This window comes from Kribbella sp. NBC_01484 (assembly GCF_036227145.1).
Taxonomy (GTDB): domain Bacteria; phylum Actinomycetota; class Actinomycetes; order Propionibacteriales; family Kribbellaceae; genus Kribbella.
Map to the genome: position 1 here is coordinate 3,325,198 of NZ_CP109437.1, position 26,909 is coordinate 3,352,106.

General features: G+C 68.6%; 24 protein-coding genes. 11 read left to right on the plus strand and 13 right to left on the minus strand.

Annotation, left to right across the window (positions count from 1 at the left end; all coding sequences use genetic code 11):
• Window positions 1–49 precede the first annotated feature (49 nt).
• Window positions 50–1,774, minus strand: coding sequence for an aminotransferase-like domain-containing protein (locus tag OG555_RS16370; protein WP_329483750.1), 1,725 nt, complete (start codon window positions 1,772–1,774; stop codon window positions 50–52).
• Window positions 1,775–1,802: 28 nt separating this feature from the next.
• Here OG555_RS16370 and OG555_RS16375 point away from each other — a divergent pair, with 28 nt between their 5' ends.
• Genes OG555_RS16375 through OG555_RS16385 form a run of 3 tightly spaced genes read left to right on the plus strand, consistent with a single transcriptional unit; the run spans window position 1,803 to window position 4,265 of the window.
• Window positions 1,803–2,603: a methyltransferase gene (locus tag OG555_RS16375; RefSeq protein ID WP_329483751.1), complete on the plus strand. Its 801-nt coding sequence runs from the start codon at window positions 1,803–1,805 to the stop codon at window positions 2,601–2,603.
• Window positions 2,600–2,743 carry a hypothetical protein gene (locus OG555_RS16380; protein ID WP_329483752.1) on the plus strand — a complete coding sequence of 48 codons (144 nt, stop codon included), beginning with the start codon at window positions 2,600–2,602 and terminating at the stop codon, window positions 2,741–2,743. Before OG555_RS16375 ends, OG555_RS16380 begins: the two co-directional genes overlap by 4 nt.
• Window positions 2,744–2,774: 31 nt before the next feature.
• Entirely contained in the window at window positions 2,775–4,265 is a 1,491-nt protein-coding gene (locus OG555_RS16385; RefSeq protein WP_329483753.1) for a CYTH and CHAD domain-containing protein, read from the plus strand.
• Window positions 4,266–5,350: 1,085 nt separating this feature from the next.
• Here the strand turns inward: OG555_RS16385 and OG555_RS16390 are convergent.
• From OG555_RS16390 to OG555_RS16425, 8 genes are all read right to left on the minus strand, one after another.
• A complete protein-coding gene (locus tag OG555_RS16390; RefSeq protein WP_329484834.1) occupies window positions 5,351–6,982 on the minus strand; it encodes a solute symporter family protein in 1,632 nt (543 codons plus the stop codon).
• 11 nt (window positions 6,983–6,993) lie between these two features.
• A complete protein-coding gene (locus OG555_RS16395) occupies window positions 6,994–7,326 on the minus strand; it encodes a DUF485 domain-containing protein (protein WP_329483754.1) in 333 nt (110 codons plus the stop codon).
• A gap of 187 nt (window positions 7,327–7,513) precedes the next feature.
• Window positions 7,514–9,052: a sodium/solute symporter gene (locus OG555_RS16400; RefSeq protein WP_329483755.1), complete on the minus strand. Its 1,539-nt coding sequence runs from the start codon at window positions 9,050–9,052 to the stop codon at window positions 7,514–7,516.
• A gap of 25 nt (window positions 9,053–9,077) precedes the next feature.
• Complete coding sequence (locus OG555_RS16405; RefSeq protein ID WP_329483756.1) at window positions 9,078–9,458, minus strand: hypothetical protein; 381 nt, start codon at window positions 9,456–9,458, stop codon at window positions 9,078–9,080.
• Window positions 9,459–9,473: 15 nt separating this feature from the next.
• Window positions 9,474–10,223 carry a LytR/AlgR family response regulator transcription factor gene (locus OG555_RS16410; RefSeq protein ID WP_329483757.1) on the minus strand — a complete coding sequence of 250 codons (750 nt, stop codon included), beginning with the start codon at window positions 10,221–10,223 and terminating at the stop codon, window positions 9,474–9,476.
• A 9-nt stretch (window positions 10,224–10,232) separates the two neighbouring features.
• The gene (locus OG555_RS16415) at window positions 10,233–11,363 is read right to left on the minus strand and encodes a histidine kinase (protein WP_329483758.1); all 1,131 of its coding nucleotides are present in this window, start codon (window positions 11,361–11,363) and stop codon (window positions 10,233–10,235) included.
• A gap of 17 nt (window positions 11,364–11,380) precedes the next feature.
• Window positions 11,381–12,118 carry a metallophosphoesterase family protein gene (locus OG555_RS16420; protein ID WP_329483759.1) on the minus strand — a complete coding sequence of 246 codons (738 nt, stop codon included), beginning with the start codon at window positions 12,116–12,118 and terminating at the stop codon, window positions 11,381–11,383.
• Between the two features lie 55 nt (window positions 12,119–12,173).
• Window positions 12,174–13,331, minus strand: coding sequence for a hypothetical protein (locus OG555_RS16425; RefSeq protein ID WP_329483760.1), 1,158 nt, complete (start codon window positions 13,329–13,331; stop codon window positions 12,174–12,176).
• 172 nt (window positions 13,332–13,503) lie between these two features.
• Here OG555_RS16425 and OG555_RS16430 point away from each other — a divergent pair, with 172 nt between their 5' ends.
• On the plus strand, window positions 13,504–15,027 hold the full coding sequence (locus tag OG555_RS16430) for a serine/threonine-protein kinase (protein ID WP_329483761.1): 1,524 nt from the start codon (window positions 13,504–13,506) through the stop codon (window positions 15,025–15,027).
• On the opposite strand, the gene OG555_RS16435 is transcribed toward OG555_RS16430, so the two are convergent.
• Window positions 15,024–15,965: a hypothetical protein gene (locus OG555_RS16435; protein ID WP_329483762.1), complete on the minus strand. Its 942-nt coding sequence runs from the start codon at window positions 15,963–15,965 to the stop codon at window positions 15,024–15,026. The two genes, OG555_RS16430 and OG555_RS16435, sit on opposite strands and share 4 nt — an antisense overlap.
• A 120-nt stretch (window positions 15,966–16,085) precedes the next feature.
• Here OG555_RS16435 and OG555_RS16440 point away from each other — a divergent pair, with 120 nt between their 5' ends.
• The 5 genes from OG555_RS16440 to OG555_RS16460 all read left to right on the plus strand — a co-directional run bounded on the left by OG555_RS16440 (window position 16,086) and on the right by OG555_RS16460 (window position 21,560).
• A complete protein-coding gene (locus OG555_RS16440; RefSeq protein ID WP_329483763.1) occupies window positions 16,086–17,420 on the plus strand; it encodes a dipeptidase in 1,335 nt (444 codons plus the stop codon).
• 43 nt (window positions 17,421–17,463) lie between these two features.
• Complete coding sequence (locus OG555_RS16445; protein ID WP_329483764.1) at window positions 17,464–18,588, plus strand: NAD(P) transhydrogenase subunit alpha; 1,125 nt, start codon at window positions 17,464–17,466, stop codon at window positions 18,586–18,588.
• The gene (locus OG555_RS16450; protein ID WP_328525458.1) at window positions 18,585–18,890 is read left to right on the plus strand and encodes an NAD(P) transhydrogenase subunit alpha; all 306 of its coding nucleotides are present in this window, start codon (window positions 18,585–18,587) and stop codon (window positions 18,888–18,890) included. Before OG555_RS16445 ends, OG555_RS16450 begins: the two co-directional genes overlap by 4 nt.
• The gene (locus tag OG555_RS16455) at window positions 18,887–20,257 is read left to right on the plus strand and encodes an NAD(P)(+) transhydrogenase (Re/Si-specific) subunit beta (RefSeq protein ID WP_329483765.1); all 1,371 of its coding nucleotides are present in this window, start codon (window positions 18,887–18,889) and stop codon (window positions 20,255–20,257) included. The genes OG555_RS16450 and OG555_RS16455 overlap by 4 nt, the downstream gene beginning before the upstream one ends.
• Window positions 20,258–21,113: 856 nt before the next feature.
• A complete protein-coding gene (locus OG555_RS16460) occupies window positions 21,114–21,560 on the plus strand; it encodes a hypothetical protein (protein ID WP_329483766.1) in 447 nt (148 codons plus the stop codon).
• A 25-nt stretch (window positions 21,561–21,585) separates the two neighbouring features.
• Here OG555_RS16460 and OG555_RS16465 read toward each other — a convergent pair whose 3' ends face one another.
• On the minus strand, window positions 21,586–22,569 hold the full coding sequence (locus OG555_RS16465; RefSeq protein WP_329483767.1) for a helix-turn-helix transcriptional regulator: 984 nt from the start codon (window positions 22,567–22,569) through the stop codon (window positions 21,586–21,588).
• Between the two features lie 302 nt (window positions 22,570–22,871).
• Here OG555_RS16465 and purF point away from each other — a divergent pair, with 302 nt between their 5' ends.
• Window positions 22,872–24,434, plus strand: a complete 1,563-nt coding sequence (gene purF / locus OG555_RS16470) for an amidophosphoribosyltransferase (protein ID WP_329483768.1) — start codon at window positions 22,872–22,874, stop codon at window positions 24,432–24,434.
• Window positions 24,435–24,459: 25 nt separating this feature from the next.
• Window positions 24,460–25,533 (plus strand): phosphoribosylformylglycinamidine cyclo-ligase, encoded by a 1,074-nt coding sequence (purM, locus tag OG555_RS16475; protein ID WP_329483769.1) that lies wholly within the window; start codon window positions 24,460–24,462, stop codon window positions 25,531–25,533.
• A gap of 159 nt (window positions 25,534–25,692) precedes the next feature.
• Here purM and OG555_RS16480 read toward each other — a convergent pair whose 3' ends face one another.
• Window positions 25,693–25,881, minus strand: a complete 189-nt coding sequence (locus tag OG555_RS16480) for a DUF3073 domain-containing protein (protein WP_329483770.1) — start codon at window positions 25,879–25,881, stop codon at window positions 25,693–25,695.
• A 204-nt stretch (window positions 25,882–26,085) separates the two neighbouring features.
• Window positions 26,086–26,892, minus strand: coding sequence for an ABC transporter permease (locus tag OG555_RS16485; RefSeq protein ID WP_329483771.1), 807 nt, complete (start codon window positions 26,890–26,892; stop codon window positions 26,086–26,088).
• Window positions 26,893–26,909 lie beyond the last annotated feature (17 nt).

Sequence of the window (26,909 nt, forward strand, 5' to 3'; positions counted from 1 at the left end):
GGGGAGTCCAGGCGTGGATCGGCGCGAGTGGCCGGGGTGGCGGCGACTACTACCCGTTCTTCGGTCCGCCAGCCCTGACCTCGGCGATGGTGGCGATGGCTTCGGTGATCTCGTTGGGGGTGCGGGCGGCGTACCCGAGGACGAGGCCGGGGGCGTGCGGGAGTTGGCAGTGCCAGGAGAGGGGGTGGGTCTTGACCCCCTTGTGCAGTGCGGCTGCGGCCAGCTCGACGTCGTTGGACGAGTCGTCGAAGGTGATGGTCAGGTGCAGGCCGGCCGCGGCGCCGTGGACGGTTGCTGTGGGCAAGTAGTTGTGGACGGCGTCGACCATGGCATCGCGGCGGGTCCGGTGCCGGCGGCGGAGGAAGCGCAGTTGGCGTTCGAGCTCGCCGGACTCCATCAGCTGCGCGAGGGTGAGCTGGGGAAGCGCGGCGTTGCCGAGGTCGGCCAGGCGCTTCATGCCGATCAGCGCATCCTTGTACCGCGGCGGCGGCAGCATCCACCCGATTCGGAGCGAGGGTGCGAGCAGCTTCGACACGCTGCCGGCGTAGATGACCTGATCCGTGAGCATCGCGCGCAGAGCGGGAACCGGGGGACGGTCGTACCGGTGCTCGGCGTCGTAGTCGTCCTCCAGGATCAGCCCGCCCTCGGCGGCCCACTGGATCAGCTCCCGCCGCCGTTCCCCTTCCAGTACGACGCCGGTCGGGAAGTGGTGCGCGGGAGTCGCCATCACGACGCCGGCGCCGGACGCGCGGAGCAGGTCGACCCGGAGGCCGTCACCGTCGACCGGGATCGGGATCGTCGTCAGACCCCAGTTCTGCAGGTGCTGCCGGGAGCCGAGCGAGCCGGGGTCCTCGACGGCGATCTCGGTGATGCCGCGGTCCTTGAGGACCTGTGCGACCAGGCCGATCGCCTGTGAGACGCCCGCCACGATGATCAGGTCATCCGGGTCTGCGCCGACACCCCGGTTGCGCGCCAGCCAGTTCGCGACTGCCCGGCGCAGCGCCGGCGTCCCGGCTGGATCGCCGTACCCGAATGCGGAGGACTCCAGATCGTTCAGCACCGCCCGCTCGGCCCGCAACCAGGCACTCCGCGGAAAGGCCGCCAGATCCGGCACCCCAGGCGTCAGATCGATCCGCGCCGGCGCAGCCCGCAAACTGTCAAACACATCCAAGCCGGGCTGCTCGATCATCGCCCCTGTCCCATCCGCCCGAGGGCCACGGCCTTCAGTGAGGATCGGCCGAGCGGCGTCCCTTACCCCAGCGTGCGGTGCGGCGTCCGCCTCCCCGTCCCGCCGCGGCCGAGGGCTGCCTTCGGTGGGAAGTCGCCGAGAGCCGTCGACCTCCCCACCGCGCTGCGCCGCCGCTCCCTCTCGTCCGGCGGCTGTCACGTCGCCAGCCCGGCGCTCGGCAGGTGCGGGAGTGCCGATGGGGGCGGCGACGACGATGGTGCCGGCTCGGCCGCGGCCGGCCACGTGGCCATCTTCGGTCAGGCGTTGGTAGGCCTCGGTGACTACACCTCGGGAGATGTGGAGTTCGGCGGCGAGGACTCGGGTGGCGGGTAGGCGGGTGCCGAGGGGGAGGCGGCCGTCGGAGATGGCGGTGCGGAGGCGGTCGGTGAGCCAGTCCGCGAGGCCGCCCGCGGGTGCGTCCGCCGGATTCAGTTGCAGGAAGTCGGCGCCGGCCGGGCTCTGGTGCGGGGAGTCGGGGCCGGTCGGCGACGTACCGGCGGCCGATCCATTGGACCTGCCACTTTGGCTCGGATTGGACCTGTGCACCGGACCATTGTGGCGGCACCGTGGAGTTATGGGAACCGACTACGTGCACGGCTACACGCCGGCGGAGACCCGCCGGCTGACGGACCAGGCGCAGACCCTGGCCGATCTTCTCCACGACGGCACCAGCTACCCGGCCGGGAGCCGCGTCCTCGAGGCGGGCTGCGGGGTCGGCGCACAGACGGTGCAACTGGTGACCCGCAGCCCCGGCATCGATCTCGTCTCCGTCGAAATCTCCGAGGAATCACTCGCGCGAGCCAAGGCCCGGGTCGCTGCCATCGCACCGGACGCCCGAGTCGACTGGCGGCACGCGGACCTGCACGACCTGCCCGCGGAGGAGTTCGACCACGTCTTCCTCTGCTTCGTCCTCGAGCACCTGCCGGACCCGCACGCCGCGCTCACCGGACTGCGCCGCCTGCTGAAGCCCGGCGGCACGATCACCGTCATCGAGGGCGACCACGGCTCAGCCTTCTTCCACCCGCGCAGTACGGCGGCGCAAGCGGTGATCGACTGCCTCAGCGACCTCCAGGCCGAGACCGGCGGCGACGCGCTGATCGGCCGGCGCCTGCAACCGTTGCTCAAGAACGCCGGGTACGACGACGTCCGCGCCCGGCCGTGCACCGTGTACGCCGACGAGACGCTGCCGCACCTGGTCGACGGCTTCACCCGCAAGACCTTCATCGCGATGGTCGAGTCGGTCCGCGAACGCGCCATCGCCGCCGGGATGCGCACCCCGGCCGAGTGGGCGGCGGGGATCCGTGACCTGGAGAAGGCCGCGGCTTCCGGCGGCACCTTTCACTACACGTTCTTCAAGGCGGTGGGACGGACATGATCACGTTGCTGGCCCTCGTCGTACTGATCTGGCGGGGGCTCAACCGCAACCAGCGGCGGCAACTCCGGCCGACGTCACCCAACGGCGTGCCGGACCGGGACATGGAGCGCCTCATCGCCGACCTGCGCGCACGTAGCTGACCAGTTCATGAATGCCTGGTAAACAGTACGTATGCCTCCGACCGAACAGCTGGAGATCGAGACCAAGTACGACGTCGACGAGAGCGCACGGCTGCCGACGTTGCGCGATCTCCCCGGTGTCGCGAGGGTGTCGCGACCGGTCAAGCTCGAGCTGGAGGCCGTGTACTTCGACACCGCCGGGCTGGACCTGGCTGCGAACAAGGTGACCTTGCGTCGGCGCACCGGCGGCGAGGACGACGGCTGGCACGTGAAGTTCCCCAAGTCGAACGGCGAGCGGCTGGAGGTCCACCATCCGCTCGGGCGGGCGGTTCGCAAGGTCCCGGTCGCGGTCGTCCGCTCGGTGCGGGTGCATGTCCGGGAGCAGGAGCTCGTGCCCGTCGTCGCGCTGAACACCAAGCGCGTCGTGCATCGCGTCCTGGACGAGGCCGGCGAGGTGCTCGCCGAGTTCGCCGACGACCGCGTCACCGCGACCGTCGATGGTGGCGAGCCCGAGAGCTGGCGGGAGTGGGAGGTCGAGCTCGTCAACGGGGACCACGCGTTCCTGGAGGCCGCGGGCGAGCTGCTGCGGTCCGCGGGCGCTCAGCCGGCCGTGGGTCCGAGCAAGCTCGCACGGGCGCTCGGCGACCGCGTACCGCCGCCTGAGTCGTTGGAGCTGCCGAAGAAGCCCAGGACCTCGGACCTGTTCCGCGCGTACGCCGGTGCCCAGGTGCAGGCGATCCGCGAACGCGACCCCGAGGTACGGCGGGATGTCCCGGACTCGATCCACAAGTTCCGGGTGGCGACGCGACGACTGCGGTCGGCACTGGCGACGTACCGGCCGGTCGTGGATCGTGCGGCCGGGCACCTGATCCGCGTCGAGCTGAAGTGGCTGGCGGGTGAGCTCGGAGCAGCGCGAGACGCCGAGGTTCAGCGTGAGCATTTCGCGGCGGAGGTCGCCGAGCAGCCGGTCGAACTGGTGATGGGCCGCGTGGCCGGCCGCATCGACGACCATCTGCGCGGGGTCTACAAGGCCGGCCGGGCGGGCGCGCTGGCCGCGCTGGAGAGCGAGCGCTACTTTCGGCTGCTCGACGTGCTGGACGAGCTGATCGCCAAGCCGCCGCTGACCGACGACGATCGCAAGGCCGCCAAGCAGCTTCCCGAGCTCGTCGACCACGACCGGCGGCGCCTGCGCAAGGCCGTCCGCCGCGCCGAGTCGGCCGAGACCAGCGCCGAGCAGGACCACGAACTCCACGAGGTCCGCAAGGCTGCCAAGCGACTCCGGTACGCCGCCGAGTCCGCCGTACCCGTCCTGGGGGACGATGCCGCTTCCCTCGCCGCCCGCGCCGAGGAAGTCCAGGAGGTTCTCGGCGAACACCAGGACAGCGTCGTGTCGCGCGACCTCCTGCGCCAACTGGCCGTCGAGGTCTACCTCGAGGGTGGCAACTCCTTCACCTTCGGCCGCCTGCATGCCGCCGAGGAACTCCGCGGCACCCGCTCCCGCGACGCCTTCTTCGCCCTCTGGCCCACCCTCGAGGCCCGCTGACAGCACGAGACGGACTGCCGGTTGGCGGCGCCTGCACCCCAGCGATTGCCGGCCCGGGCGATCACCGGATACATCGAAGGCGTGTTGCCCGCGCAGGCCATAGCGACTCTCCGTGGTATTCCTCTCGAGAAGGCGGAGTTGCGCGAGGCAGGCGTTGTTCCCAAACAGCTCACTGTTGCGTGGACCGATGCTTCAGATGAATGAGAGCCTGCGCCACCACCTGCCTGAACGCGGATCCGTGGATGCTGACCAGTCCGACACCCCGGGATGGCGTTCAGGTCATGGGTTATCCGCTGCTGTTGTGGGTTCTCTCCGCGCACACCAGCGGGGAACCCAATCCACGCACGGATATCCGGCCCATCGTCGGGGTGCGGTCTGGCGGCGGGGGCGTGGACACCATGTCGGGACCTGGTACACCTCACAACCTGTCCCAGGCCTCGACATGGTGTCCCAGGTCCCTTGCTGTCCGGCCGGACCGCCAGGCCATCACAACGAGGCGAGGACGACGGACTCCCGCGGGCTATCGCAGCGTCTGGGTGATTGTGATGGCCTGGGAGTCCGCCATACGCGGCCCGGCGGTGGTGGCGGGGTTGGGTGATGCCGGGACGCTGGCCGGACCTGCACCACTCACAGCAACGCGATGCCAGAGCTGCCACGCTCGGCCGCGTGCACTCGGTGGCTGACGGACCGGGTTAGTGAGTGCGCCACGTCCGCCCAGGTCGAGACCCGCGGGCCGTCCAGGGTCAGGCTGGGGAGGATCTGCCCACCCGGTCCGGGACGAGATCCTCCCCACCCCGGCGGCAACCGACACAACGCGGCCGGCTGCCCGGGACGCGAAGGAGGCGAACCAACCACCCACGGATACGTCAGGAGAGCTCGATATCCCCCGAGGTTGCGCGGTGGGCTGGGGGGATCGGGGGACGAGCGCCGGACCGGTCCACGGATCCCGGCTGGATGTATCTCGGCTTTGCTTGTAGTTGCTTGTTGTTTGAACGAGAGACGGACCCGGCGGGGGCCGGGTCCGTCTCTCGGGGCGGGGCTGTCAGGCAGGTTCGCGTCGAGTCAGCAGGGCCTGCCTGACAGGTCTAGTGCTGCACCGCCTTCTCGGCGCCCGCGCCGGTGAGGGAGCGGACCTCCATCTCGGCGAACTTGTCGACGTCCACCGGCTCCTTGCTGGTGACCGTCCCGAGCCAGCCGAGGAAGAAGGCCAGCGGGATCGAGACGATGCCGGGGTTGTCCAGCGGGAACCAGTGGAAGTCGATCGAGGTGTCGGTGATCATCGACAGGCTGGCGTGGGTCTTCGCGTCCACCTTGCCGGAGACGACCGGGCTGAATGCGATCAGGATGATCGCCGAGCTCAGACCGCCGTAGATGCTCCACAGCGCGCCGCGGGTGGTGAACCGCCGCCAGAACAGCGAGTACAGAATGGTCGGCAGGTTCGCACTGGCCGCGACCGCGAACGCGAGCGCCACCAGGAAGGCGATGTTCTGGCCGTTGGCGAAGATGCCGCCGACGATCGCGACCAGGCCGATCACCACCGCGGTGTAGCGGGCCACCCGGACCTCGCCGTCCCCGCTGATCTGGCCCTTCTTGATGATCGAGCCGTAGATGTCATGGGCGAACGACGTACTCGCGGTGATCGTCAGGCCGGCCACGACCGCCAGGATGGTGGCGAAGGCGACTGCGGAGATGACACCGAGCAGCAGCTCACCGCCGAGCTCGAACGCGAGCAGTGGTGCGGCCGAGTTCGCCTTGCCCGGCGCGGCCTTGATCCGGTCCGGGCCGACGATCGCGGCGGCGCCGTACCCGAGCACCAGGGTGAACAGGTAGAAGATGCCGATGATCCAGATCGCCCAGCTGACGCTGCGCCGGGCCTCCTTGGAGTTCGGCACCGTGTAGAACCGCATCAGCACGTGCGGCAGGCCCGCCGTACCGAGCACCAGCGCGAGCGCCAGTGAGATGAAGTCCAGCTTGCTGATCCCCGTTGCGCCGTACTGGAGACCCGGGTGCAGGAGCTTCTCGCCGGCCGCCGGGCTGTTGTCCACGGCCGCACCGAGCAGGCTGGACAGATTGAAGGTGTACTTCGCCAGCACCCAGATCGTCATGATACCGGCGCCGACCACCAGTAGGACGGCCTTGATGATCTGCACCCAGGTGGTGCCCTTCATGCCGCCGACCAGCACGTAGGTGATCATGATCGCGCCGACCACGGCGATCACGATGCTCTGTCCGGTCCGTCCGGAGACACCGAGCAGCAGGGCGACCAGACCCCCGGCGCCGGCCATCTGCGCCAGCAGGTAGAAGAAGCAGACGCCGAGGGTCGAGATCGCGGCGGCCATCCGGACCGGTCGCTCCTTGAGCCGGAACGACAGGACGTCGGCCATCGTGAAGCGGCCGGTGTTCCGGATCAGTTCGGCGACCAGCAACAGGGCCACCAGCCACGCCACCAGGAAGCCGATCGAGTACAGGAAACCGTCGTACCCGTTCAGGGCGATCGCGCCGGCGATGCCTAGGAACGACGCGGCGGACAGGTAGTCGCCGGAGATCGCCATGCCGTTCTGCGGGCCGGTGAAGGACCGGCCGCCGGCGTAGTAGTCGGCCGCGGTCTTGTTGTTCCGCGACGCCCGGAGCACGATCGCCAAGGTGGCGACCACGAACAGCGCGAAGATGATGATGTTGACGGTCGGATTGCCGATGTCGGTTGCCAGCGGCAACATCAATGGGGCGGTCACTGCTCGGCTCCCTCGATCTGGTGGCGCAGCTTCTCGGCGTCCGGGTCGAGCCGGCGGTCGGCCCAGCGGACGTAGATCAGCGTGATGGCGAATGTCGACACGAACTGGCCGAGCCCGAACAACAGGGCCACGGTGATGTTGCCGGCGACCTTGTGCGACATGAAGTCGTGCGCATAGGCGGCGAGCAGGACGTAGACGAAGTACCAGACCAGGAACAGTCCGGTCATCGGGAACACGAAGTTGCGGAACCGGCGACGCAATTCGGAGAAGTCCGGGGACAACTGGACATCTCGGTACGTCGTCAGGTCCGGATCGCGCGTATCACTCATCGCGTGACCTCCAGACGGGGGATGAGGCCGGGCGGCTTGACCGGCAGGGGCTGCTGCTGCTCGTACTGTGGTCCCGGTCACGTCGCACCGACAGCACCCACACGCAACGAGCGCTCAGCGGAGCAGACCAGTCGGCCGGTGGATCACTCGGTTGCGCCAAGCGGTAGGAATCACACGACGAGCGGTCTCATCGGGTGGGAAGGCCTCGATCAACGTCGACTGCTTCGGGGGTGTGGAGGCGGACCATGCTGCGGGCGGTGCCGGCCGGGATGCGGTCCGGGGTGAGCTTCGAGACCACGATCACGGTGAGGAACGCGAGCGGCATCGTCCACGCTGCCGGCTGGCCGACCAGCGCCCGCGGCCAGCCGCCGTGCGGTGCGCCGACCACGTTCACCAGGGCCGCCGCGCTCGCGGCGATCCCGCCGACGACCAGCCCGGCCGCCGCACCGGTCGTCGACATCCGGCGCCACCAGATCCCCAGCACCAGCAGCGGACAGAACGTCGACGCGGCCACGGCGAACGCGAGTCCGACAGTGTCCGCGAGACTCAACGCACCGGTCACCGTGAACGCCAGGTACGGCACGGTCATCGCCAGCAGCGCCGCGATCCGGAAGCTGTTCACCGCCACATAGTCCCCACCGGTCCACCGATGCAACCGGCTCCGCAACAGGTCCTGGTCGATCACTCCGGCGATTGCGACCGTCAGCCCGGACGACGTCGAAAGGAACGCCGCGAACGCCCCCGCCGCAACCAGCGCACCGAGCAAATCCCCTGCTGTACCAGGCAAAACGAGCCCGGGCAGCTTGAGTACGACGGTGTCCGCGCCACTGCTCACCAGGTCAGGCGCGAACGATCGGCCGAGGACGGCGTACATGGGTGGGAACAAGTAGAAGAACCCGAGGAGCGCCAGGACGACGACCGTCGTACGGCGTGCTGCCCGTCCATCCGGGTTGGTGTAGAACCGCACGAGCACGTGCGGAAGGCCCATCGTCCCGAAACAAAGGGCCAAGAGCAACGAATATGTCGCGTACAGCGGATGGTCGCGACCGCCGGCCCGGGACAGCGGCTCGGCCCATTGCGCCGCCGCGCCGTGCAAGGAGTCCAGCACGCCGACCGGTTGGTGCCAGACGATCAGGATCACGAAGATCGGCGTGGCGAGCGCGGTGAGTTTCAGCCAGTACTGGAAGGCCTGCACGAACGTGATCGAGCGCATGCCGCCGGCGGCGACGTTCATCACCACGATTACCGCGACGATCGCAGCCCCGACGTAGGGCGGTGCGCCCGTGACGGTCTGCACGGCCAGTCCAGCTCCGTGCAACTGGGGCAGCAGGTAGAGCGTGCCGATGCCGACGACCAGGCCGGAGCAGATCCGGCGGACGAGCGGGGATTCGAAGCGGGTCTCGGCGAAGTCGGGCAACGTGTAGGCGCCCGAGCGGCGCAGCGGGGCGGCGACCAGCACGAGCAGCATCAGATAGCCGACGGTGTACCCGACCGAGAACCACAGCATGTCGGCGCCGTTCACCAGCACGAGGCCCGCGACACCGAGGAACGACGCCGCCGATAGGTACTCGCCACTGATCGCGGATGCGTTCCAGCGCGGGGTGACCGCGCGGCTGGCGACGTAGAAGTCGCTGGTGGTCCGCGAGATCCGCAGCCCGAACAGGCCGATCCCGATCGTTGCCACGATCACCAATCCGATCGCGGTCACGCTCATCGCGGCAGACATTTAGTGCCTCCCGACGGGGCAGGCATTACTGCCTCCCGACGAACTCGGTGAACTCCGCCTCGATCCGCTCGGCGTTGCGGACATAGATGCGGGCGGCGCCATAAACCACGGGATAGATCGCGATGCCGAGCAGCACCCAGGGCAACGGCAGGCCGAGGACGGACAGCGTGCGGGTCGGCGGGACCAGCCAGAACAGCAACGGGATGCTGCCGAGGACGAGGAGGACGCCGCCGATGACGGCGAGCGCAAGTCGTAGCTGGGACTGGATCAGTGAGTGCATGTAGATCTCGCCGAGCCGGGTCTGCTCGTCGATCTCGCGCGTACCGGTCGGGATGATGGGCCGGCGGGCGGCGCTGGTCCGCGGGCTCGTGACCCGGACCCGTCGCGGGCCTTCCGCCGTACTCATGTCATCCGCCTCACGTCATCCGCGCAGGGCGGTCGAGCGGACCAGGAGGTCGCGGAGTTCACGGGTATGGCGGCGGCTGACCGGGAGCCAGTCGCCGCCGACGCGGACGGCGCACCGGCCGCCGTCGACGCGCATCTCGTCCACGTGGGCGAGGGCGACCAGCGTGCTGCGGTGGATCCGGGTGAAGCCGGCGTCGCGCCAGCGTTCCTCCAGTGTGCTGAGCGGGATCCGGACCAGGTGTGAGTTCTGCCCGGTGTGCAGGCGGGCGTAGTCCCCTTGCGCCTCGACGTACCGGACCGACGAGCGCTTCACCCATCGGGTCACGCCGGCCAGTTCGACCGGGATCGTCGCGTCCTCGGTCTCCTCGGGTGTCTGCAGCGCGGCCGGTGCGCCCGCGGTGACGACCCGGCGAACAGCCTCGGCCAGCCGCTCGGCCCGGACCGGCTTCATCACGTAGTCGGCCGCCTGGAGGTCGAACGCGGCCACCGCGTGTTCGTCGTACGCGGTGACGAAGACGATCTGCGGGTGCGGCTGGCGGAACTTGGACAGCACCCGGGCCAGGTCGATGCCATCGAGGCCCGGCATCTTGATGTCGCAGAACACGACGTCCAGGTCTGTCTCGTGCAGGATCTTCAGCGCGTCCGGTCCGTTCGACGCCGTCTTGATCTGGCCGATCCGGGGGTCGCGCTCGAGCAGGTACACCAGTTCGGCCAGGGCGGGCTCCTCGTCGTCCGCGACCAGCGCGCGCAGCGGAGTGTCGGCCATGGCGTCACCCTACGGCGAAGCGTGCACCCCTGAGGAGTATTTGGGCACCCGGAAAGTCACCTTGGTGCCTGCGTCGACGGCGGTCTCCACGACCAGGCCGTACGCGTCTCCGTACACCTGCCGCAGCCGGGCGTCGACGTTACCGAGGCCGACCGAGTCGCTGCCGGACTCGCCGGACAGCGCGGCCCGGATCACCTCGGGGTCGCTGCCGGCGCCGTCGTCCTCGACGCTGATCTCCGCCTCGTTGATCCGATCCCGCGCGTGGATCGTGATCCGGCCGACGCCGGTTGTGCCTTCCAGGCCGTGCCGTACGGCGTTCTCGACCAGCGGCTGCACGACCAGGAACGGGACGACCACGGGAAGAACCTCGGGCGCGATCAGCAGCGACACCTTGAGCCGGTCGCCGAATCTGGCCTGCTCCAGCACCAGATAGCGCTCCACGTTGCGCAGCTCGTCGGACAGTGTGGTGAACTCACCGCCGCGCCGCAGCGCATACCGGGAGAAGTCCGCGAACTCGAGCAACAGCTCACGCGCCCGCTCCGGATCGGTCCGGACGAACGACGCGATCGCGGCCAGGGCGTTGTAGATGAAATGCGGGCTGATCTGCGCCCGCAGTGCGCGCAGCTCGGCCTCCATGGCGCGAGTACGTTCCTTGTTGAGCTCCGCCAGCTCTACCTGGCCCGAGACCCAGCGGGCGACCTCTTCAGTCGCTCTGACCAGTGCGGCCGACGTGCGGATGCTGTACGCGACCAGTACGGCGACCACTCGCTCCTCGGTGACGATCGGCGCGACCACCGCCGTACGGATCGGGCATTGCGGATCGCCACAGGCCACGTCATGTGCGCCGAGCACCGCCGTACGTCCGGACCGCAGTGTTGGGGCCGCGATGGCCTTCGCATCACCACGGTGATTGCTCTCGTAGGGTCCGCCGATGCCGTCCCATGCCAGTACGCCGGAGGAGTCGCAGATCGCGATGGCCGCCGTACCGAGGAGGTCTCTGAGGTGGCGGCTCGCCTTACCCGCCGCTGCGGGCGTCAGACCCTCGCGCAGGTGCGGCGTGGCCAGCGAGGCGGTATGCAGGGTCGCATACGTCGCCTTGTCAGCCGGAGTCCCGAAATGCTTCCGCCGCCGCGCGAACATGCCTCGACGGTAGCTGTTCAACCCTCCGCACGTGGTCTGAACGCGTCCAAGGCCTCGGTGTCGGAGTAGGTGTTCAGCAGATACTCGTCCACCCAGGCGCGGCGATCCGGGAACGCCGACTCGGCAACGATGCGTTCCGCAGCCTTCACCGCGTCGAGTGGTGCACGCCGCAGCTGCACGCCATCCGGAGTCAGCAGAGCCCAGCTCGGCCCGGGAGCGCCGTACGGCATGCCGACACTGCCGGCGTTGACCACCAGCCGCCGATCGACCTGCCGGGCGAACGGCATGTGCGTGTGCCCGCAGACGATTGTCCGGATGTCTGCAGGCACTCCGTCGAACACCGTGGCCCAGCGGGAGATCGGGCTGTCCACCAGCACCATCTCCTCGTCGTCGCGCGGCGTCGCATGGCAGAACACCGTGTCCCCGATCGTCACCGTGGTCGGCAACCCAGCCAGCAACTCCACCTGGTCCGCCCGCAACTGCTCAGCGGCCCAGGGACTCACCGCATCCGGCGCCTCGCGGTCGAACGCACCCCGAGCCATCTCCACCAGCTCCCGGTCGGCGTTCCCCCGAACCCACACCACCCGCTCACCCAACTCCGTGAGCAAGTCCAAGGTCTCCACCGGCTGCGGCCCGCTGGCGATGTCCCCCGCCAGCACGATCACATCGGCCGCCAGCACGTCCTCCTCGGCCAGCACGGCCTCCAACGCCGGCAACACGCCATGCACATCTGCCAGCACCGCTATCCGCTCCATGGCGTCAGTCTGCCCTCAAACCCCTTGCATCACAGGGGCATCTGCTCACGGCAGATCAACTGCCGATGAGCAGATTGCCGTTGGCCAGCGGCGTGGCGAGTTCGCAGGTGCCGGTCGGGATCGTGCAGCGGATGATCGAGGCGGGGGTCTCTTCGCCGTCGTCGGCCAGGATCAGCAGGTGCTGGTCGTCTTCAGGGACCGTCTGCCGGAAGATCCCGGACCACTCGTGCAGCAGGGCGCCCGTCTTGGCGTCCAAGGCCGATGCGACGCCGCTGCCGTACCCGTCCTCGTAGAAAGGACCGCCGAAGGCGGTCGAGCCGTCGAGGGTGAAGCCGTGGATCTGATAGTCACAGGTACGCCAGAGCCGCGTGGCGGTCGCGACCTCGACGACGGTGGAGCAGCTGTTGTAGTCGGTCAGATTGCTCAGCGACGCGGCGAGCTTGCCGTCGCCGGTCAAGGCGGTCGCCTTCGGCACGGTCTTGATCGCGGTCGCCTTCGAGGCACCCGGTGCCCACTCGTACAGGGTCCAGGTGAGCGCGCCCTGGGCGGACTCGGCCCGGAAGTAGACCTTGCCGTCGACGTAGCCGAGCGGAACAGGGTCCCAGACGTCCGGCAGGGTGAGCTTCTGGACCGATTCCTGCTCCGCGTAGATGACGGCGCCCGGCGTCGAGTCACTCTCCGCGGATCTGCGCAGGGCGACATAGGCGGCAGCCCGGCCGTCCTCGGTCGTCACGATCCTGGTGACGTCCGGGGTGTGCCGGAGCACCTTTCCGCTGAAGTCGTCGATCGTCAGCATCTCGGTGTCGGTGCCCTTGCTGACGACGGCCAGCACCGACTGGTTCAGGCGGGCGACGTCCTGGATGTCCTCCGTGCCCGGAACCTTCACGTCGCGGCCGGCTCCACCGCGGACCGTGCGGCCGGACAGGTAGGTGACCTGCGGGGCACGGCCCTGGGTCAGTTTGGCGAGCTCGACCTTGGTCTTGAGCGGACCGGACTTGGTGGCGGCGGGCTTCGGCGTCGGGGAGCTCGAAGGGGTTGCGGTCGGAGTCGGAGTCGGCGTCGGGGTGGGGGACGGCGTTCCGGAGAGGGGGGCGGCGTTGGCCAGGGCGTTGTCCTGGGGGCCCTGGCGGTAGGCGAGGGCTCCGCCGGTGGCGATGGCGGCCACGGCGACGGCTGCGACGAGGGCGATCAGCGCCCCGTACTTCTGCCGCATCAGCGGACTCCTAACGTCATGACCCGAGCAGCAGCGGTTCGGAGGACCACAGCCACCGGCGGCCGCTTTCGCGCTGCGACTCGTTCCATATCCATCCCCGTGTGACGCACCAAGACGCCCGATTGTTTGCTCCGGCGAGCGAGTCGCAGGAGCGATCGAGCATAATTGCGCCATGGACCAGCCACCGCGGATCGGCCGGTACTCCCTGGTCCGCCGGGTGGGTGCCGGGGGTTTCGCGACCGTTTGGCTGGCCCGCGACGAGCAACTGGACGCCGAGGTCGCGGTCAAGATCCTGTCCGAGAACTGGATCGAGGACGACGACGTACGGCGCCGGTTCCTGGCCGAGGGGCGGTTCCTCCGCAAGGTCGACTCGCTGTACGTCGTCGGCGTGCACGACATCGGCGAGGCCGACGACGGCCGCCCGTTCATGGTCCTCACGTACGCCGACGGCGGCACGCTCGCGGACCGGATCAAGGCCGGGCCGATGGAGTTCGCCGAGGTCGTGCGCATCATCACCCAGGTCGGCCGAGGGCTGAAGCACCTGCATGCCCGCGGCGTCCTGCACCGCGACGTGAAGCCGGCCAACGTGCTGTTCCACACCGATCCGGCCGGCGACCGGGCGATGCTGTCCGACCTCGGTCTGGGCAAGTCGCTGGCCGAGGTCTCCCGGATCACGTTGCCTGGCGGCACTCCGGCGTACGTCGCGCCCGAGCAGGTGCTCGGAGAGCGGCTGGACCAGCGTGCGGACCTGTACTCGCTCGGAGCGGTCGCGTACGCCGCCTTCACCGGACAGGCGCCGCACGGCGTGGCCAGCCTCGGTGCGGTGATGCAGATCGAGAAGCCACCCCCGTCGATGACCACACTGCGCGAGGACGTCCCGGACGCGATCGACGTCGTCGTACGACGGGCTCTCGAGCCGAACCGGGACAAGCGCTGGCCGGACCTGGACAGCTTCCTCAACGCGTTGCGGGAAGCCCACACCACCGGGAAGGTCCCACCCGGGCTGGTCCCGGCCGACGAGATGCCCACACCGGTCCCCGCGACCGGTGCCGTCGATCAGGCGACGGCCCTGTCCGGAGCCAGCCAGCCAACAAGCGCGGCCGAGCCGACCAGCGTGAGCCAGTTGACGGACGCTGGTCAGCCAGCAAGTGCGGCCGAGCCGACCCAGCCGCCCAGGTCCAACCAGTCGACCGTCGCCACCCGACCGAAGCGGTCTGCTCGCTCCCGGGTGATCGCCGTTCTCGTCGCGCTCCTGCTGGCGGCCGCTGGAGGCTACGGCGGGTACCGCTACGTCCTGACTCGCCCAGTGCAGGTGACGACCGATCACCTGTCGGTCGATGTGCCGCGGTCCTGGTCGCAGAAGGCGGTTGACCCCGGCAAATCGCTGGTGGTGAGCACGAGCACGTCGACGTGGCAGACCAACTCGGACACCCAGGGTGTCTTCGTCGGGCTGGTCGCCTCGTCAACGCTGCCGAACAGCGCCAGCGCACCACCGGGATGCACAGCTGGCACCGCGGATCGTGGTCAGACAGCCGGCGGCGTGCAGATCGTCACCTTCCAGCACAGCTGCGACGGCCACCCGCCGGTCGTGGAGCAGTACCGGCAGGTGAACGACACGACGCAGCTTCGGATTCAGGTGCGCGGGGATACGAAGGAACGTCAGGCCGTACTGGATTCGGCGGCCTACACGCCTTAGGGGACGAGCGACGTCAGGGACGAGATGGTTGCCTTGTGCAGGCGGGGGATGACGTTGAGGGTGGCCGGGTCCGAGGCGTAGAGGTATGAGCCGGACTCGTAGACCAGGTACGCCGTTCCGTTGTACTCGGTGATGCCCTCGGTCATGCTCGGCGCGCGGAAGCAGCTCAAGGCCGCCGCGTCGAGGTCCTTCTGGCCGCGCTTCACCACATAGATGTTGCTGCGGTTCCCGCGCCCGTAGGACGTGCTGTAGATGAAGTGATTCGCGGTGACCGTCAGACCCTGCGTCTTGGTCGGCACCTCCCACGCACCGGCGACCGTGGTCAGGGTGCCGTCGTCGGCGATCTTGTACTCGTACATGGTGCCGCGGCCCGTCTCGTTGAACGTGCCGGCGAACAGCGAGTCCCCGTAGCTGCCGATGAACGATGCGCCGGCCACGTCCCGCGCGGTCCCCACCTGCGTGAGGTACGGCGTACCCGCTGCCTTCATGGCGTCGCGCAGCGCGGTCAGGCTGTACTTGCGGATGCTGCTACCGGCGCCGGACACGAACGCCCAGCCCTTGCTCACGGTGATGCCGCCGACGTGCGACTCGGCGATCGCCACGACGCCGACGGTGGAGCCGGTGGCCGGGTCGATGCCGTAGATCTGCGAGTCGGCGCCGTCGCGGTATGACCCGACCAGGAGCAGGTTCTTGCCGGAGCCGTCCCAGTTGTACCAAGTGCCCGCGCCCTGTGGGGTCTGCGTGCTCAGGTTGGGGATAGTCGCGCTGTTGCTGAAGCGGGCGTCGTACTTCTTGGACGCGGACGGCCCGTCGTAGAACGTCGAGCCTCCGGTGGTGTCGGTGTCACAGCTGATCGCGGCGTGCGCCGGCAGTGCGGCGGTGAGCGCGGCGCCGGCCGTGATGAGGGCGGTGAGGATGGCTGAAGGGCGTTTGGCCATGATGGGATCCTCTGGAGGTTGGGCGGAAACCTACGAGAATTCCAGATTAGATCGCCAATGAGTAACGCGCGAGGGTTTCCCGGGCGTCGGCTCCGCGAACGGACGCCGTACGGTAGGCGCATGACCGATCTGTCAGCGGCGATCGACCGCGTTCTGCCCAGTGTCCGTGCCGACCTCGAGGACCTCATCCGGATCCCGTCGGTCAGCTACGAACCGGCCCGTGCGGCCGACGTCCAGCGCTCCGCCGCGGCGACCGCGGCGCTGTTCGAGGCCGAGGGTTTCACGGTGAAGATCGTCCGGGTCAACGACGGCGCGCCCGCCGTGATCGCGAAGAAGGCCGCGCCGGCCGGGAAGCCGACCGTCCTCCTGTACGCGCACCACGATGTCCAGCCGACCGGACCGGTCGAGCAGTGGACGTCGGACCCGTTCGAGCCGACAGAGCGGGGCGACCGGCTGTACGGCCGGGGCGCGGCCGACGACAAGGCGGGCATCGCCGCGCACCTGGCCGCCGTACGGGCCTTCGGCAACGACCTGCCCGTCGGCGTGACCGTGTTCGTCGAGGGCGAGGAGGAGATCGGCTCACCGACTCTGCTGCAACTGCTGGACGAGTACTCCGACGAGCTCGCCGCCGACGCGATCGTGATCGCCGACTCGGGTAACTGGGACGTCGGCCGGCCGGCGCTGACGGTGTCGCTGCGCGGCCTGGTCGAGGCGTACGTCGAGGTGCGGACGCTCGATCACGCGGTCCATTCCGGGTTGTTCGGCGGTCCGATCCCGGATGCGCTGTCGACGCTGTGCCGGCTGCTCGCCACCCTGCACGACGAGAAGGGTGACGTCGCAGTGGACGGGTTGCACGCCTCCCGGGCGGCGGATGTGGAGTATCCCGAGGATCGGCTGCGGGCTGAGTCGAGTGTGCTGGAGTCCGTGCGACTGACCGGTTCGGGTTCGCTCGTCGACCGCCTGTGGACCCGCCCGTCGATCGCCGTACTGGGGATCGACGCACCGTCGGTCGCGGAGGCCAGCAACACGCTGGTGCCGGTCGCGCGGGCCAAGGTCAGCCTCCGGGTCGCGCCGGGCGACGACGCGACCAAGGCGAGTGCCGCGCTGAAGGAGCACCTCGAGTCGCACGCGTCCTGGGGTGCCCAGGTCACGGTCACCGAGGGGCAGACCGGCCAGCCGTGCAGCGTCAACGCCCGCGGCGCCGGGTACGAGGCGGCCCGCTCCGCTTTCGCGACCGCGTGGGGCGTCGAGCCGATCGACATGGGCATGGGCGGCTCGATCCCGTTCATCGCGGAGTTCCAGCAGACCTTCCCGCAGGCCTCGATCCTGGTCACCGGCGTGGAGGATCCGGACACCCGCGCCCACGGCATCGACGAAGGTCTGCACCTCGCCGAGTTCGCCAAGGTCTGTCTCGCCGAGGCGTTATTGCTTCAAAACCTGGCAGACCAGGCGTGATCGGGCTTTCCGGCGACCCAGTGTTTGGCATAGGTTTCGGCGAGTGAAGATCGCAGTCGTGCGGGAGACCAGACCGGCCGAGCGCCGGGTCGCGCTGGTGCCGGAACAAGTCGCGAAACTCATCGAGCTCGGCTACGAGGTGGCGGTCGAGCCGGCCGCCGGGGAGCGCGCACTGTTCTCCGACGAGCAGTACCGCGACGCCGGTGCCGAGGTCGCCTGGGGTGCCGACCACGCGGCCACCATCGTGACGTCGGTGCAGCCGCTCGAGCGCGAGCGCCTGCAGCGGTTGCACGCCGGTACGGCGCTGATGTCGTTCCTGCCGACGAATCCGCCGGATGTGGTCCGGACCGCCACGCGGGCCAAGCTGACCGCGTTCGCGATGGAGCTCATCCCGCGGATCTCCCGGGCCCAGTCGATGGACGCGCTGTCCTCCCAGGCCCTGGTCGCCGGCTACCGGGCCGCGATCGTCGCGGCCGAGCGGCTGCCGCGTTTCTTCCCGCTGAACATGACCGCGGCCGGCACCGTCCCGCCGGCCCAGGTGCTCGTCCTCGGCGCCGGCGTGGCCGGCCTGCAGGCGATCGCGACCTGCAAGCGTCTCGGAGCGGTGGTCAAGGCGTACGACGTCCGGACGGCGGCCGCTGAGGAGATCGCCTCGGTGGGCGCCGTACCGATCGAACTGGAGCTCGGCACCCTCGACGGCCCCGGTGGATACGCCCGCGAGATGACGGCCGAGCGGGCTCAACTCCAGCGCGAGCTGCTCGCGCCGTACGTCGCCGCCGCGGACGCTCTGATCACGACAGCCGCCGTACCCGGCCGGACGGCGCCGATGCTGGTGTCGCGGTCGATGGTCGAGCAGATGAAGCCGGGGTCGGTCGTGGTCGACCTGGCGTCCGAGCAGGGCGGCAACGTCGAGGGATCCGTGGCCGGCACGGAACTGACGATCGGGAACGCGCTGGTCTGGGGTGGAGCGAACGTCGCGAGCCAGCTGGCCGGACCGGCCAGCCGGCTCTACGGTCAGAACCTCACCAACCTGATCCGGCTGATGACCCGCAATGCCGCCTTCGACCCCGACTTCAACGACGAGATCGTCCGCGGCTGCTGCGTCACCCACGACGGCAGCGTCCTGCACGAGCCAACCCGCGAACTCCTAGAAGGACAGGGCCTGTGAGTGAGTCCATCGCGCTGCTGACGATCTTCGTGCTGGCCGCGTTCGTCGGGGTCGAGGTGATCAGCAAGGTCTCCTCGACCCTGCACACCCCGCTGATGTCCGGGGCGAACGCGATCCACGGCGTCATCCTGGTCGGCGCCATCATCGTCACCGGGCAGGCCGACTCGACGATCGTGGTGATCGTCGGGCTGCTGGCCGTCGTACTGGCGACGGTGAACATGGTCGGCGGATTCGTGGTCACCGACCGGATGCTGGAGATGTTCAAAGGTCCGGGCGCTCGCAAGAAGGAGCTGCACAAGTGATCCCCACCTGGGCCCAGATCGGTTATCTGGTCGCCGCGGTCTGCTTCATCGTCGCCCTGAAGGCGCTGTCGTCGCCGCGGAGCGCCCGGGCCGGCAACCTGCTCGGCGCCGCGGGTGCGGTGCTCGCGGTGATCATCACGTTCGTCGCGTACAAGCCGGACCACCTGGCCCCGATCCTGATCGCGCTCGCGGTCGGCACGGTCGGCGGCGTGGTCGGGTCACGGCGGGTGCAGATGACGCACATGCCGCAGCTCGTTGCCTTGTTCAACGGCGTCGGCGGCGGCGCGGCGGCGCTGGTCGCGTTGATCGAGCTGGGCGAGGTCTCCGCCGACGCGACGGTGGCCGCGATTGCCTCGGCATTCACGATCCTGGTCGGTGCGGTCAGCTTCTCCGGTTCGGTGGTGACGTTCACCAAGCTGCAGGAGCTGATGACCACGCGGCCGGTGACGTTCCCAGGCCTGCCGGTGCTGTTCATCGCCTCGATCCTCGGCGGTCTCGCGCTGGCCGGCTGGCTGGTCTCCGATCCGCGCGTGTGGGTCGGCGTACTGCTCTGCCTGGTCGGTCTCGCGATCGGTGTGATGCTGGTGCTGCCGGTGGGCGGGGCCGACGTACCGATCGTCATCTCGCTGCTGAACGCGTTCACCGGTCTGACGGTGGCCGCGAGTGGTTACGTGCTCGGCAACACGCTGCTGCTGGTGGCGGGCACGCTGGTCGGCGCGGCCGGTACGTTGCTGACCAAGCTGATGGCCGACGCGATGGGGCGGTCGGTCTTCAACATCCTCTTCGGTGCCGTCCGCGGCGGGTCGACGCTGGGTGCCGGCACGGTGTCCGAGCGGCCGGTGATCTCGGGTGGCGCGGAGGACGTCGCCATCCTGCTCGGGTACGCGAACCGGGTCATCATCGTGCCCGGGTACGGTCTCGCCGTCGCCCAGGCCCAGCACACCCTGCGCGACCTGGTCGAGGAGCTGCAGAGCCGCGGCGTCAAGGTCGACTACGCGATCCACCCGGTCGCGGGCCGCATGCCCGGCCACATGAACGTGCTGTTGGCCGAGGCCCAGGTCCCGTACGACCAGCTCCGCGAGATGGACGACATCAACGGCGACTTCAAGTCCACCGACGTCGTCCTGGTCGTCGGTGCCAACGACGTAGTCAACCCGGCAGCCCGCAACACTCCGTCGGCCCCCATCTACGGCATGCCCATCCTGAACGCCGACGAGGCCCAGCGAGTCATCTTCCTCAAACGCTCCATGCGCCCCGGCTTCGCCGGCATCGAGAACGAACTCCTCTACGACCCCCGAACTACCCTCCTGTTCGGCGACGCCCGAGACTCCCTGACCAAACTCCTGGCCGCCCTCAAGACGGTCTGACTCGGGGATTTCGTTGTCACCTGGGAAAGTCGCGAACTAGACCACGTGCTGAGCCTTTGTGGCAATCGTTGACACTTCCGGACTGGACGGCTTTCAAGCGGTCCAGTCCGGTTTCTTGCCCACGCCGATAGTTGTTGACGACGACCTGGCCGCCTGCGGCCGACGACCCACCCCGGCCACCGCGGATCGTTGACCCCCAACTTGCGCCTCTGTTTGACTTCCGGCGATGAGGAATATGGGCCGCGCGCGCCAGTCCCTCACGCCGCCCATCACAGAGGAGATCATTTTGTGCTGCCCATCCAGCAAACCCCGCCGCGCCTGGGACTGGGGCTGACTAATCCACCACCACGCTGCGCCGCCCGAACCCCTAACTCAAACCGCCCCGAAGCCCCCACCTGCTCACTCAATTTCGCAGCTATCCGCCGAACAGTCCGCAGAGAAACCCCCAACTTCCGCCCAACCTGCTCGTCGGTCGCGCCCTGTACGAGGAGGCCGAGAAATGCTCTCTCTTGGTCGTTGATACCTCCTTGCCGTTCAATCCGATGCGCGGCGAAGGGGTCGACTGCCCTGGCCCAGTAGCTGAGGAAGAGTTCCTGGGCCATCCTGACTACCGCTCGGCTGTGGTGCACCACCGCGCCAACGGATGGGTCGTCAGGATCGATCCCCGAGACCACGGACTCCCCATCGAAGATGACCAACTTCGGGGGTACGGTCGGCATCGTCCGGAACTGTGAGCCGAATCCGAGTAGCTAGCGGAAATGCCTCCGGAATATTCAGGACAGATTCGGCCATCAGAGTGCGGCATCTACTCCGCGCTCGAGGAATGGAATGTCCGGACTTTCGTGCGGCTCATGGGATGGCGCGACGTAAGGCGGTGGGAGAATTGCCCACACCGATTTGGTGGTTGGAAATGCTGCATGCGTTGGTACGCCTTGTCGCGGCCCTCGAGCACCTCAACATCCGCGACATTCGATTGCCTGACGAACTCACTGTAGTCCGCGACGAAGTGGCTCGCTGCCGGCTGGTCGTGGCGAAGTGTGTTCAGCATGGCATCAATTGCCTGTTGGCGCCTGGCGGCGAGGCGCTCGAATCCCACAGCAGGGTGCAAGGGGTATTCCTCGTCGGCAGCGCTCCAGCGAGGAACAAGCAGGCCCAGTTTGCGGAGCAGATCAAGTTCGGCAATCGCCTCGTCTGCGCTGAGTTGGAGTTCGGTGCAAAGATCCAGCAATCTGTTGCGTCGGATCAGCTCTGGCCGCTGCAACAACGCTCGATAAACGGTGAGGGTGCGCTCCGCCAGACCTAACGATTCGAACAAGCCGGCCCTCGGACTAGACCCAGCCACGCTTGGCAGCAGCCACGCCGAGTTCGAAGCGGCTCGCGGCATCGAGGCGTTCGGAGAGGTTGGCGGTGATGCGGCGGGCGGTGCGGAGCGAGATGCCGAGCAGGCGGGCGACCTGTTCGTCCTTGGCTCCGCCGGCGAGGAGACGCAGTACCTCAGCCTCGTGCGGAGTGAGGGGGCTGTCGTCGTCGCGCTCGTCCGGGTCGAACATCTCGGTCGCGCGCGCCCAGTAGGCGTCGAACAGGGCGAGAGCAACGGAGACGACCGCGGGGGTGCGGTGGATGACTGCGCCGGCCGTCGGGTTCTCGGGGTCCATCGGCATGATCGCGATCTCCTGGTCGAAGATCAGCAGACGCATCGGAAGCGTGGGGGTAGCCCGCACTTCACCGCCGAGTCGGTGGATCATCGCGGCGTAGTCGTGCGCCTGCTTCGATGTGGTCATACTCTGCAGGTAGACCGTCCGCATCTTCAGCCCTCGCTCGAGCAGGGGCAGATCCGGCGATCGCTCGAGCGGCAGGATCGTGTCGTCCACGTGTGCGGGCAGCAGGCCCCAGAACGACTCGGTCGCCTTCAGACCAAGCTCCTCGATGCGGCGAGAGGCATTCGCGCGCCCCTGGAGGACCTCGACGTCACCACTGCTACGGGACGTGAGTAGCTCGTTGTACTGCTCGGCGACTACTTCGGCTGTTGCCTCGGCCTCCTTGAGTTCACCGAGCATCTTGTTGAGCTCCGCACGGCGCCGTTCAGCCAGCCCGGTCAGCCCTACGCGTGGATGGACGGCGTGCTCGCCGTCGGGGTTGGTCCAGGTCGGCACCAGCAACTCCAGGTCCCGGAGCCTGTCCATCAGTTCGATCACGCCGGTCAATGGACTATTTACTAGCGCGGCAATCTGCTCCGGCGTACTGTCTGGGTGGCTGAGCAGGGCGTGGTAGACCGCAAAGGTGGCTTCGTCCACACCCAGCGGTTCGAGCACGATCCCTCTCCTCCAGAACTTGTCGGAACCGACCATATACAGAGTGCGTCGACAAAGAGCACTCAATAGGTCGGGTCGGATTATTTCGAAAGGGCTGCTTGTGATCAAGAAGTTGCTGACAGTAGCTAGTTTGGCGCTTGTGCTCGGAGCGCTCTCGCCGCTCGCGGCCGATGCCGCGTACCCGGAATGCGGTCCAGCTGGAGTGTGCTGGCTGTCGTAAGGAGTTGTCGTGGCCGCCGGGTGAGTCTGCGTGCTGGACCTGCCCGGACGGTGCACCCGTCCGCGTCCCGTAGACTGCTGGTGTGGCTCGTGGCGATGGTCGGCTTACTCATGAACTTGACCCTCAGGACCTGGGGCCGCAGGACGCGTGTGGCGTCTTCGGGGTCTGGGCTCCTGGCGAAGAGGTTGCCAAGCTCACCTATTTCGGGCTCTACGCCTTGCAGCATCGCGGGCAGGAGTCGGCGGGGATCGCGGTCAGTAACGGCAGCCAGATTCTGGTCTACAAGGACATGGGGCTGGTCAGTCAGGCGTTCGACGAGGCGACGCTCGCGTCGCTCCGAGGGCATATCGCGATCGGGCACTGCCGCTACTCGACGACCGGGTCCAGTGTCTGGGCGAACGCGCAGCCGACCTTCCGGTCCACCGCGACCGGCTCGATCGCGCTCGGTCACAACGGCAACCTGACCAACACCGGTGAACTGGCCGCCAGTCTGAACGGCGAGGGTGATCTCGATCTCGGCCTGGACGTCGAGGTCGAGCACGCGAAGGCGAACGCCAAGCACAGCGCCTCGTCCGACACCGACATCCTCACCTCGATGCTCGCCGGCTACCCGGACCTCACCATCGAGCAGGCCGCCGCGAAGGTGCTGCCGAAGGTCAAGGGCGCCTACAGCCTGATCTTCATGGACGAGAACACCCTGTACGCCGCTCGCGACCCGCAGGGCATCCGCCCGTTGGTGCTGGGCCGGCTGGAGCGCGGCTGGGTGATCGCCAGCGAGACCGCGGCCCTCGACATCGTCGGCGCGAGCTTCATCCGCGAGGTCGAGCCGGGTGAGATCGTCGCGATCGACGCCGAGGGGCTCCGCTCGACCAAGTTCGCCGAGCCGGACCCGAAGGGCTGTCTGTTCGAGTTCGTCTACCTGGCCCGCCCGGACACTCAGATCTCCGGCCAGCGGATCCACTCCACCCGAGTCGAGATCGGCCGCCGGTTGGCGCGTGAGCACCCGGCCGAGGCCGACCTCGTCATCGCCACCCCGGAGTCCGGCGTACCGGGCGCGATCGGGTACGCCGAAGAGTCCGGCATCCCGTATGGGTCCGGCCTGGTCAAGAACGCGTACGTCGGCCGCACGTTCATCCAGCCGAGTCAGACCATCCGCCAGCTCGGCATCCGGCTCAAGCTGAACCCGCTGCGCGAGGTGATCGAGGGCAAGCGGTTGGTTGTGGTCGACGACACGATCGTGCGCGGCAACACCCAGCGCGCGGTGATCCGGATGCTGCGTGAAGCCGGCGCGAGGGAGATCCACGTCCGGATCACCGCGCCGCCGGTGAAGTGGCCGTGCTTCTACGGCATCGACTTCGCCAGCCGCGCGGAACTGATCGCGAACGGCCTGAACACCGAGGAGATCTGCCGCTCGCTCGGCGCCGACTCGCTCGGGTACATCAGCCTGGATGTGTTGGTCGAGGCCACCACGGTGCCGAAGGAGCGGCTCTGCCGCGCCTGCTTCGACGGTGTCTACCCCGTCGCGCTGCCGGAGCCGGAGCAGCTCGGCAAGCACCTGCTCGAGCTGCCGGTGGCCACCGACGCCGACGGGCTGGCCACGGTCTCCGGCGGTGGTGGCGCCGCCGACGCGCTCAGCCGCCCGTAGTACGCCGTACCAAGGAGAGAAGAACGTGAGTCAAGGCGCGAGCTACGCCGCGGCCGGAGTCGACATCGAGGCCGGTGACCGGGCCGTCGAGCTGATGAAGGAGTGGGTGGCCAAGGCGACCCGCCCGGAGGTGGTCGGCGGGCTCGGCGGGTTCGCCGGGCTGTTCGACGCGACCGCGCTGACGTCGTACCGGCGACCGCTGCTGGCGACCTCGACCGACGGGATCGGGACCAAAGTCGCGATCGCGCAGAAGCTGGACAAGCACGACACGATCGGGTTCGACCTGGTCGGGATGGTCGTCGACGACCTGGTCGTGTGCGGCGCCGAGCCGCTGTTCATGACCGACTACATCTGCACCGGCAAGGTGGTCCCGGAGACGATCGCGCAGATCGTGAAGGGCATCGCCGAGGCGTGCGTCGAGGCCGGTACGGCGCTCGTCGGCGGAGAGACCGCGGAACACCCCGGCCTGCTCGAGCCGGACGAGTACGACGTGGCCGGCGCGGCGACCGGTGTGGTCGAGGCCGACGAGGTGCTCGGCGCGGAGCGGGTGCGCGCGGGCGACGTCGTCGTGGCGATGGCGTCGTCGGGGCTGCACTCGAACGGGTACAGCCTGGTCCGGCACGTGTTCTTCGAGCGGGCCAAGTGGACGCTGGACCGGGAGGTCCCGGAGCTGGGCGCCACGCTCGGCGAGGTGCTGCTGACGCCGACCCGGGTGTACGCCAAGCACTGCCTGGAGCTGATCCAGGAGCTGAACGACGGGGACGAGCGACCGCTGCACGCGATGTCCCACATCACCGGCGGTGGCTTCGCGGCGAACCTGGCGCGGGTGATCCCGGACGAGCTGTCGGTCCGGATCGACCGGTCCATGTGGTCGCCGGCGCCGATCTTCGGCCTGGTCGGGTTGCTCGGCGACGTCGCACTGCCGGAGCTGGAGAAGACCCTGAACATGGGCGCCGGCATGGTCGCCGTACTCGACCCGTCCGCAGCCGATGCCGCGATCGCCGCACTGGCGGCGCGCGACATCCCGGCCTGGGTGTGCGGTGAGGTCACCGCGAACGCCGGTGGCACGGTCACCCTCGAGGGCACCTACGCGAAGTAGGCCCCGCCTACCCCGAGATCACGGCACGCAGGAGCGCTCCGGGGTTTCAGGGTAGGCGGCACTGCATCGGGTACTGCTGGTGTGGTGGAACTCGTCGGCGCACGGTGAACTGCTCAGGCACCCTGGTGGGTGCTGAGCAGTCAGCCGGGCTGGTGTTGCTTACCGACGGGGGTGGTAGTCGTCGGCGTCGTAGTCGTCGCCGTCGTTCTCGCCGTTGGCAGAACGGTCGCCACCTTGGTCTCCGCCGGACAGCTCACGCTTGAGCTGGTCCAAGTCGGTGTCCCAGGTGCGGTACTTCAGGTCGCGTGCGACCTTCGTCTGCTTGGCCTTTGCACGGCCGCGCCCCATAGCGTCGACCCCCTCGCACAAGTCAACCGGGTACGCAGCGTGGCGCCCACGGATCAGTCGTCAGTAATCGTGGTTAAAGGATACCCGGAGCGGGGGATCGACACACGCACCGCCCCCTGGCTGGAATCCGGAGAGGTCCGATCACACCGCCGGCGGGGTGGGCCGGTCCCCTCAAACCGGCCCACCCCGCCGCGTTCGGCCCCGTTACTTGACCTCGCGACGTGAGCTTGCCCACAGTCCGACGATGGTCGGGACGACGATCCAGACCCCGACCGCGACCAGCGTCTCGGGCAGCATCCCGTGCAGATCACGCTCCGCGATCCGGCCGAAGGCGCCGAACACGTCCAGCCAGTTCGCGTTGTCCTTGAACAGCGCCGGCCCGGCCAGCGACCAGGCGGTCGGAGCGATGAAGTAGACCAGGATCGCGACCGCGGTCTGGGCGATCACCGCACCGAACGCGGCGCCCATCACCACGTTCAGCGCGACAGTCAGGTAGGCCCCAGCGAGCTGTCCGCCGAGTCCGGCGTACGTCGTCGTGTGGTCGGTGACCGCTCCGGCCAGCGCAGTACCGGCGAACGCGAGTACGACGACCGCGGTCATCACCACGACACTCAGCACGATCGCGGAGACGAACTTGGCCAGCTGGACCCGCACCCGGCGGGGCGACAGCGTGAACGTGGTCAGCGCGGTCCGCTGGGTCCACTCGCTGGTCATCGCCATCACGCCGATCACCGGCAGGATCAGCATGACGCCGGTCGAGGCGGCGCCGAGGAAGCCGTCGAAGCCGGCCGGGCCCTCCGGCAGGTGAGTGAGCTGCCAGGTGATCGCGACCGCCGCGAGCAGCAGGATCGCCGCGATCAGGACCCGGCCGCTGCGGGTGTTCACGGACTTGCGCAGCTCGATGGTGACGAGTTTCAGGAAGGACTGCCCGCGGGCCGGCGGCAGCGCGGTCGCCACCTCGGCCCGGTGCTTCGCAGGCGCCGTGGGCGCGATGTTAGTGACGGTGGTCATGAGTATGAGCTCCAAGA

Bases quoted from the DNA above. Each gene is read 5' to 3' on its own strand.
- OG555_RS16390 (WP_329484834.1), bottom strand. From the start codon at position 6,982: ATGTTGCCGCTGGCAACCGACATCGGCAATCCGACCGTCAACATCATC.
- OG555_RS16435 (WP_329483762.1), bottom strand. From the start codon at position 15,965: ATGGCCAAACGCCCTTCAGCCATCCTCACCGCCCTCATCACGGCCGGC.
- OG555_RS16385 (WP_329483753.1), top strand. From the start codon at position 2,775: ATGCCTCCGACCGAACAGCTGGAGATCGAGACCAAGTACGACGTCGAC.
- OG555_RS16485 (WP_329483771.1), bottom strand. From the start codon at position 26,892: ATGACCACCGTCACTAACATCGCGCCCACGGCGCCTGCGAAGCACCGG.
- OG555_RS16405 (WP_329483756.1), bottom strand. From the start codon at position 9,458: ATGAGTACGGCGGAAGGCCCGCGACGGGTCCGGGTCACGAGCCCGCGG.
- OG555_RS16460 (WP_329483766.1), top strand. From the start codon at position 21,114: ATGGCGCGACGTAAGGCGGTGGGAGAATTGCCCACACCGATTTGGTGG.
- OG555_RS16375 (WP_329483751.1), top strand. From the start codon at position 1,803: ATGGGAACCGACTACGTGCACGGCTACACGCCGGCGGAGACCCGCCGG.
- OG555_RS16395 (WP_329483754.1), bottom strand. From the start codon at position 7,326: ATGAGTGATACGCGCGATCCGGACCTGACGACGTACCGAGATGTCCAG.
- OG555_RS16400 (WP_329483755.1), bottom strand. From the start codon at position 9,052: ATGTCTGCCGCGATGAGCGTGACCGCGATCGGATTGGTGATCGTGGCA.
- OG555_RS16430 (WP_329483761.1), top strand. From the start codon at position 13,504: ATGGACCAGCCACCGCGGATCGGCCGGTACTCCCTGGTCCGCCGGGTG.
- OG555_RS16410 (WP_329483757.1), bottom strand. From the start codon at position 10,223: ATGGCCGACACTCCGCTGCGCGCGCTGGTCGCGGACGACGAGGAGCCC.
- OG555_RS16380 (WP_329483752.1), top strand. From the start codon at position 2,600: ATGATCACGTTGCTGGCCCTCGTCGTACTGATCTGGCGGGGGCTCAAC.
- OG555_RS16415 (WP_329483758.1), bottom strand. From the start codon at position 11,363: ATGTTCGCGCGGCGGCGGAAGCATTTCGGGACTCCGGCTGACAAGGCG.
- OG555_RS16420 (WP_329483759.1), bottom strand. From the start codon at position 12,118: ATGGAGCGGATAGCGGTGCTGGCAGATGTGCATGGCGTGTTGCCGGCG.
- OG555_RS16440 (WP_329483763.1), top strand. From the start codon at position 16,086: ATGACCGATCTGTCAGCGGCGATCGACCGCGTTCTGCCCAGTGTCCGT.
- OG555_RS16425 (WP_329483760.1), bottom strand. From the start codon at position 13,331: ATGCGGCAGAAGTACGGGGCGCTGATCGCCCTCGTCGCAGCCGTCGCC.
- OG555_RS16480 (WP_329483770.1), bottom strand. From the start codon at position 25,881: ATGGGGCGCGGCCGTGCAAAGGCCAAGCAGACGAAGGTCGCACGCGAC.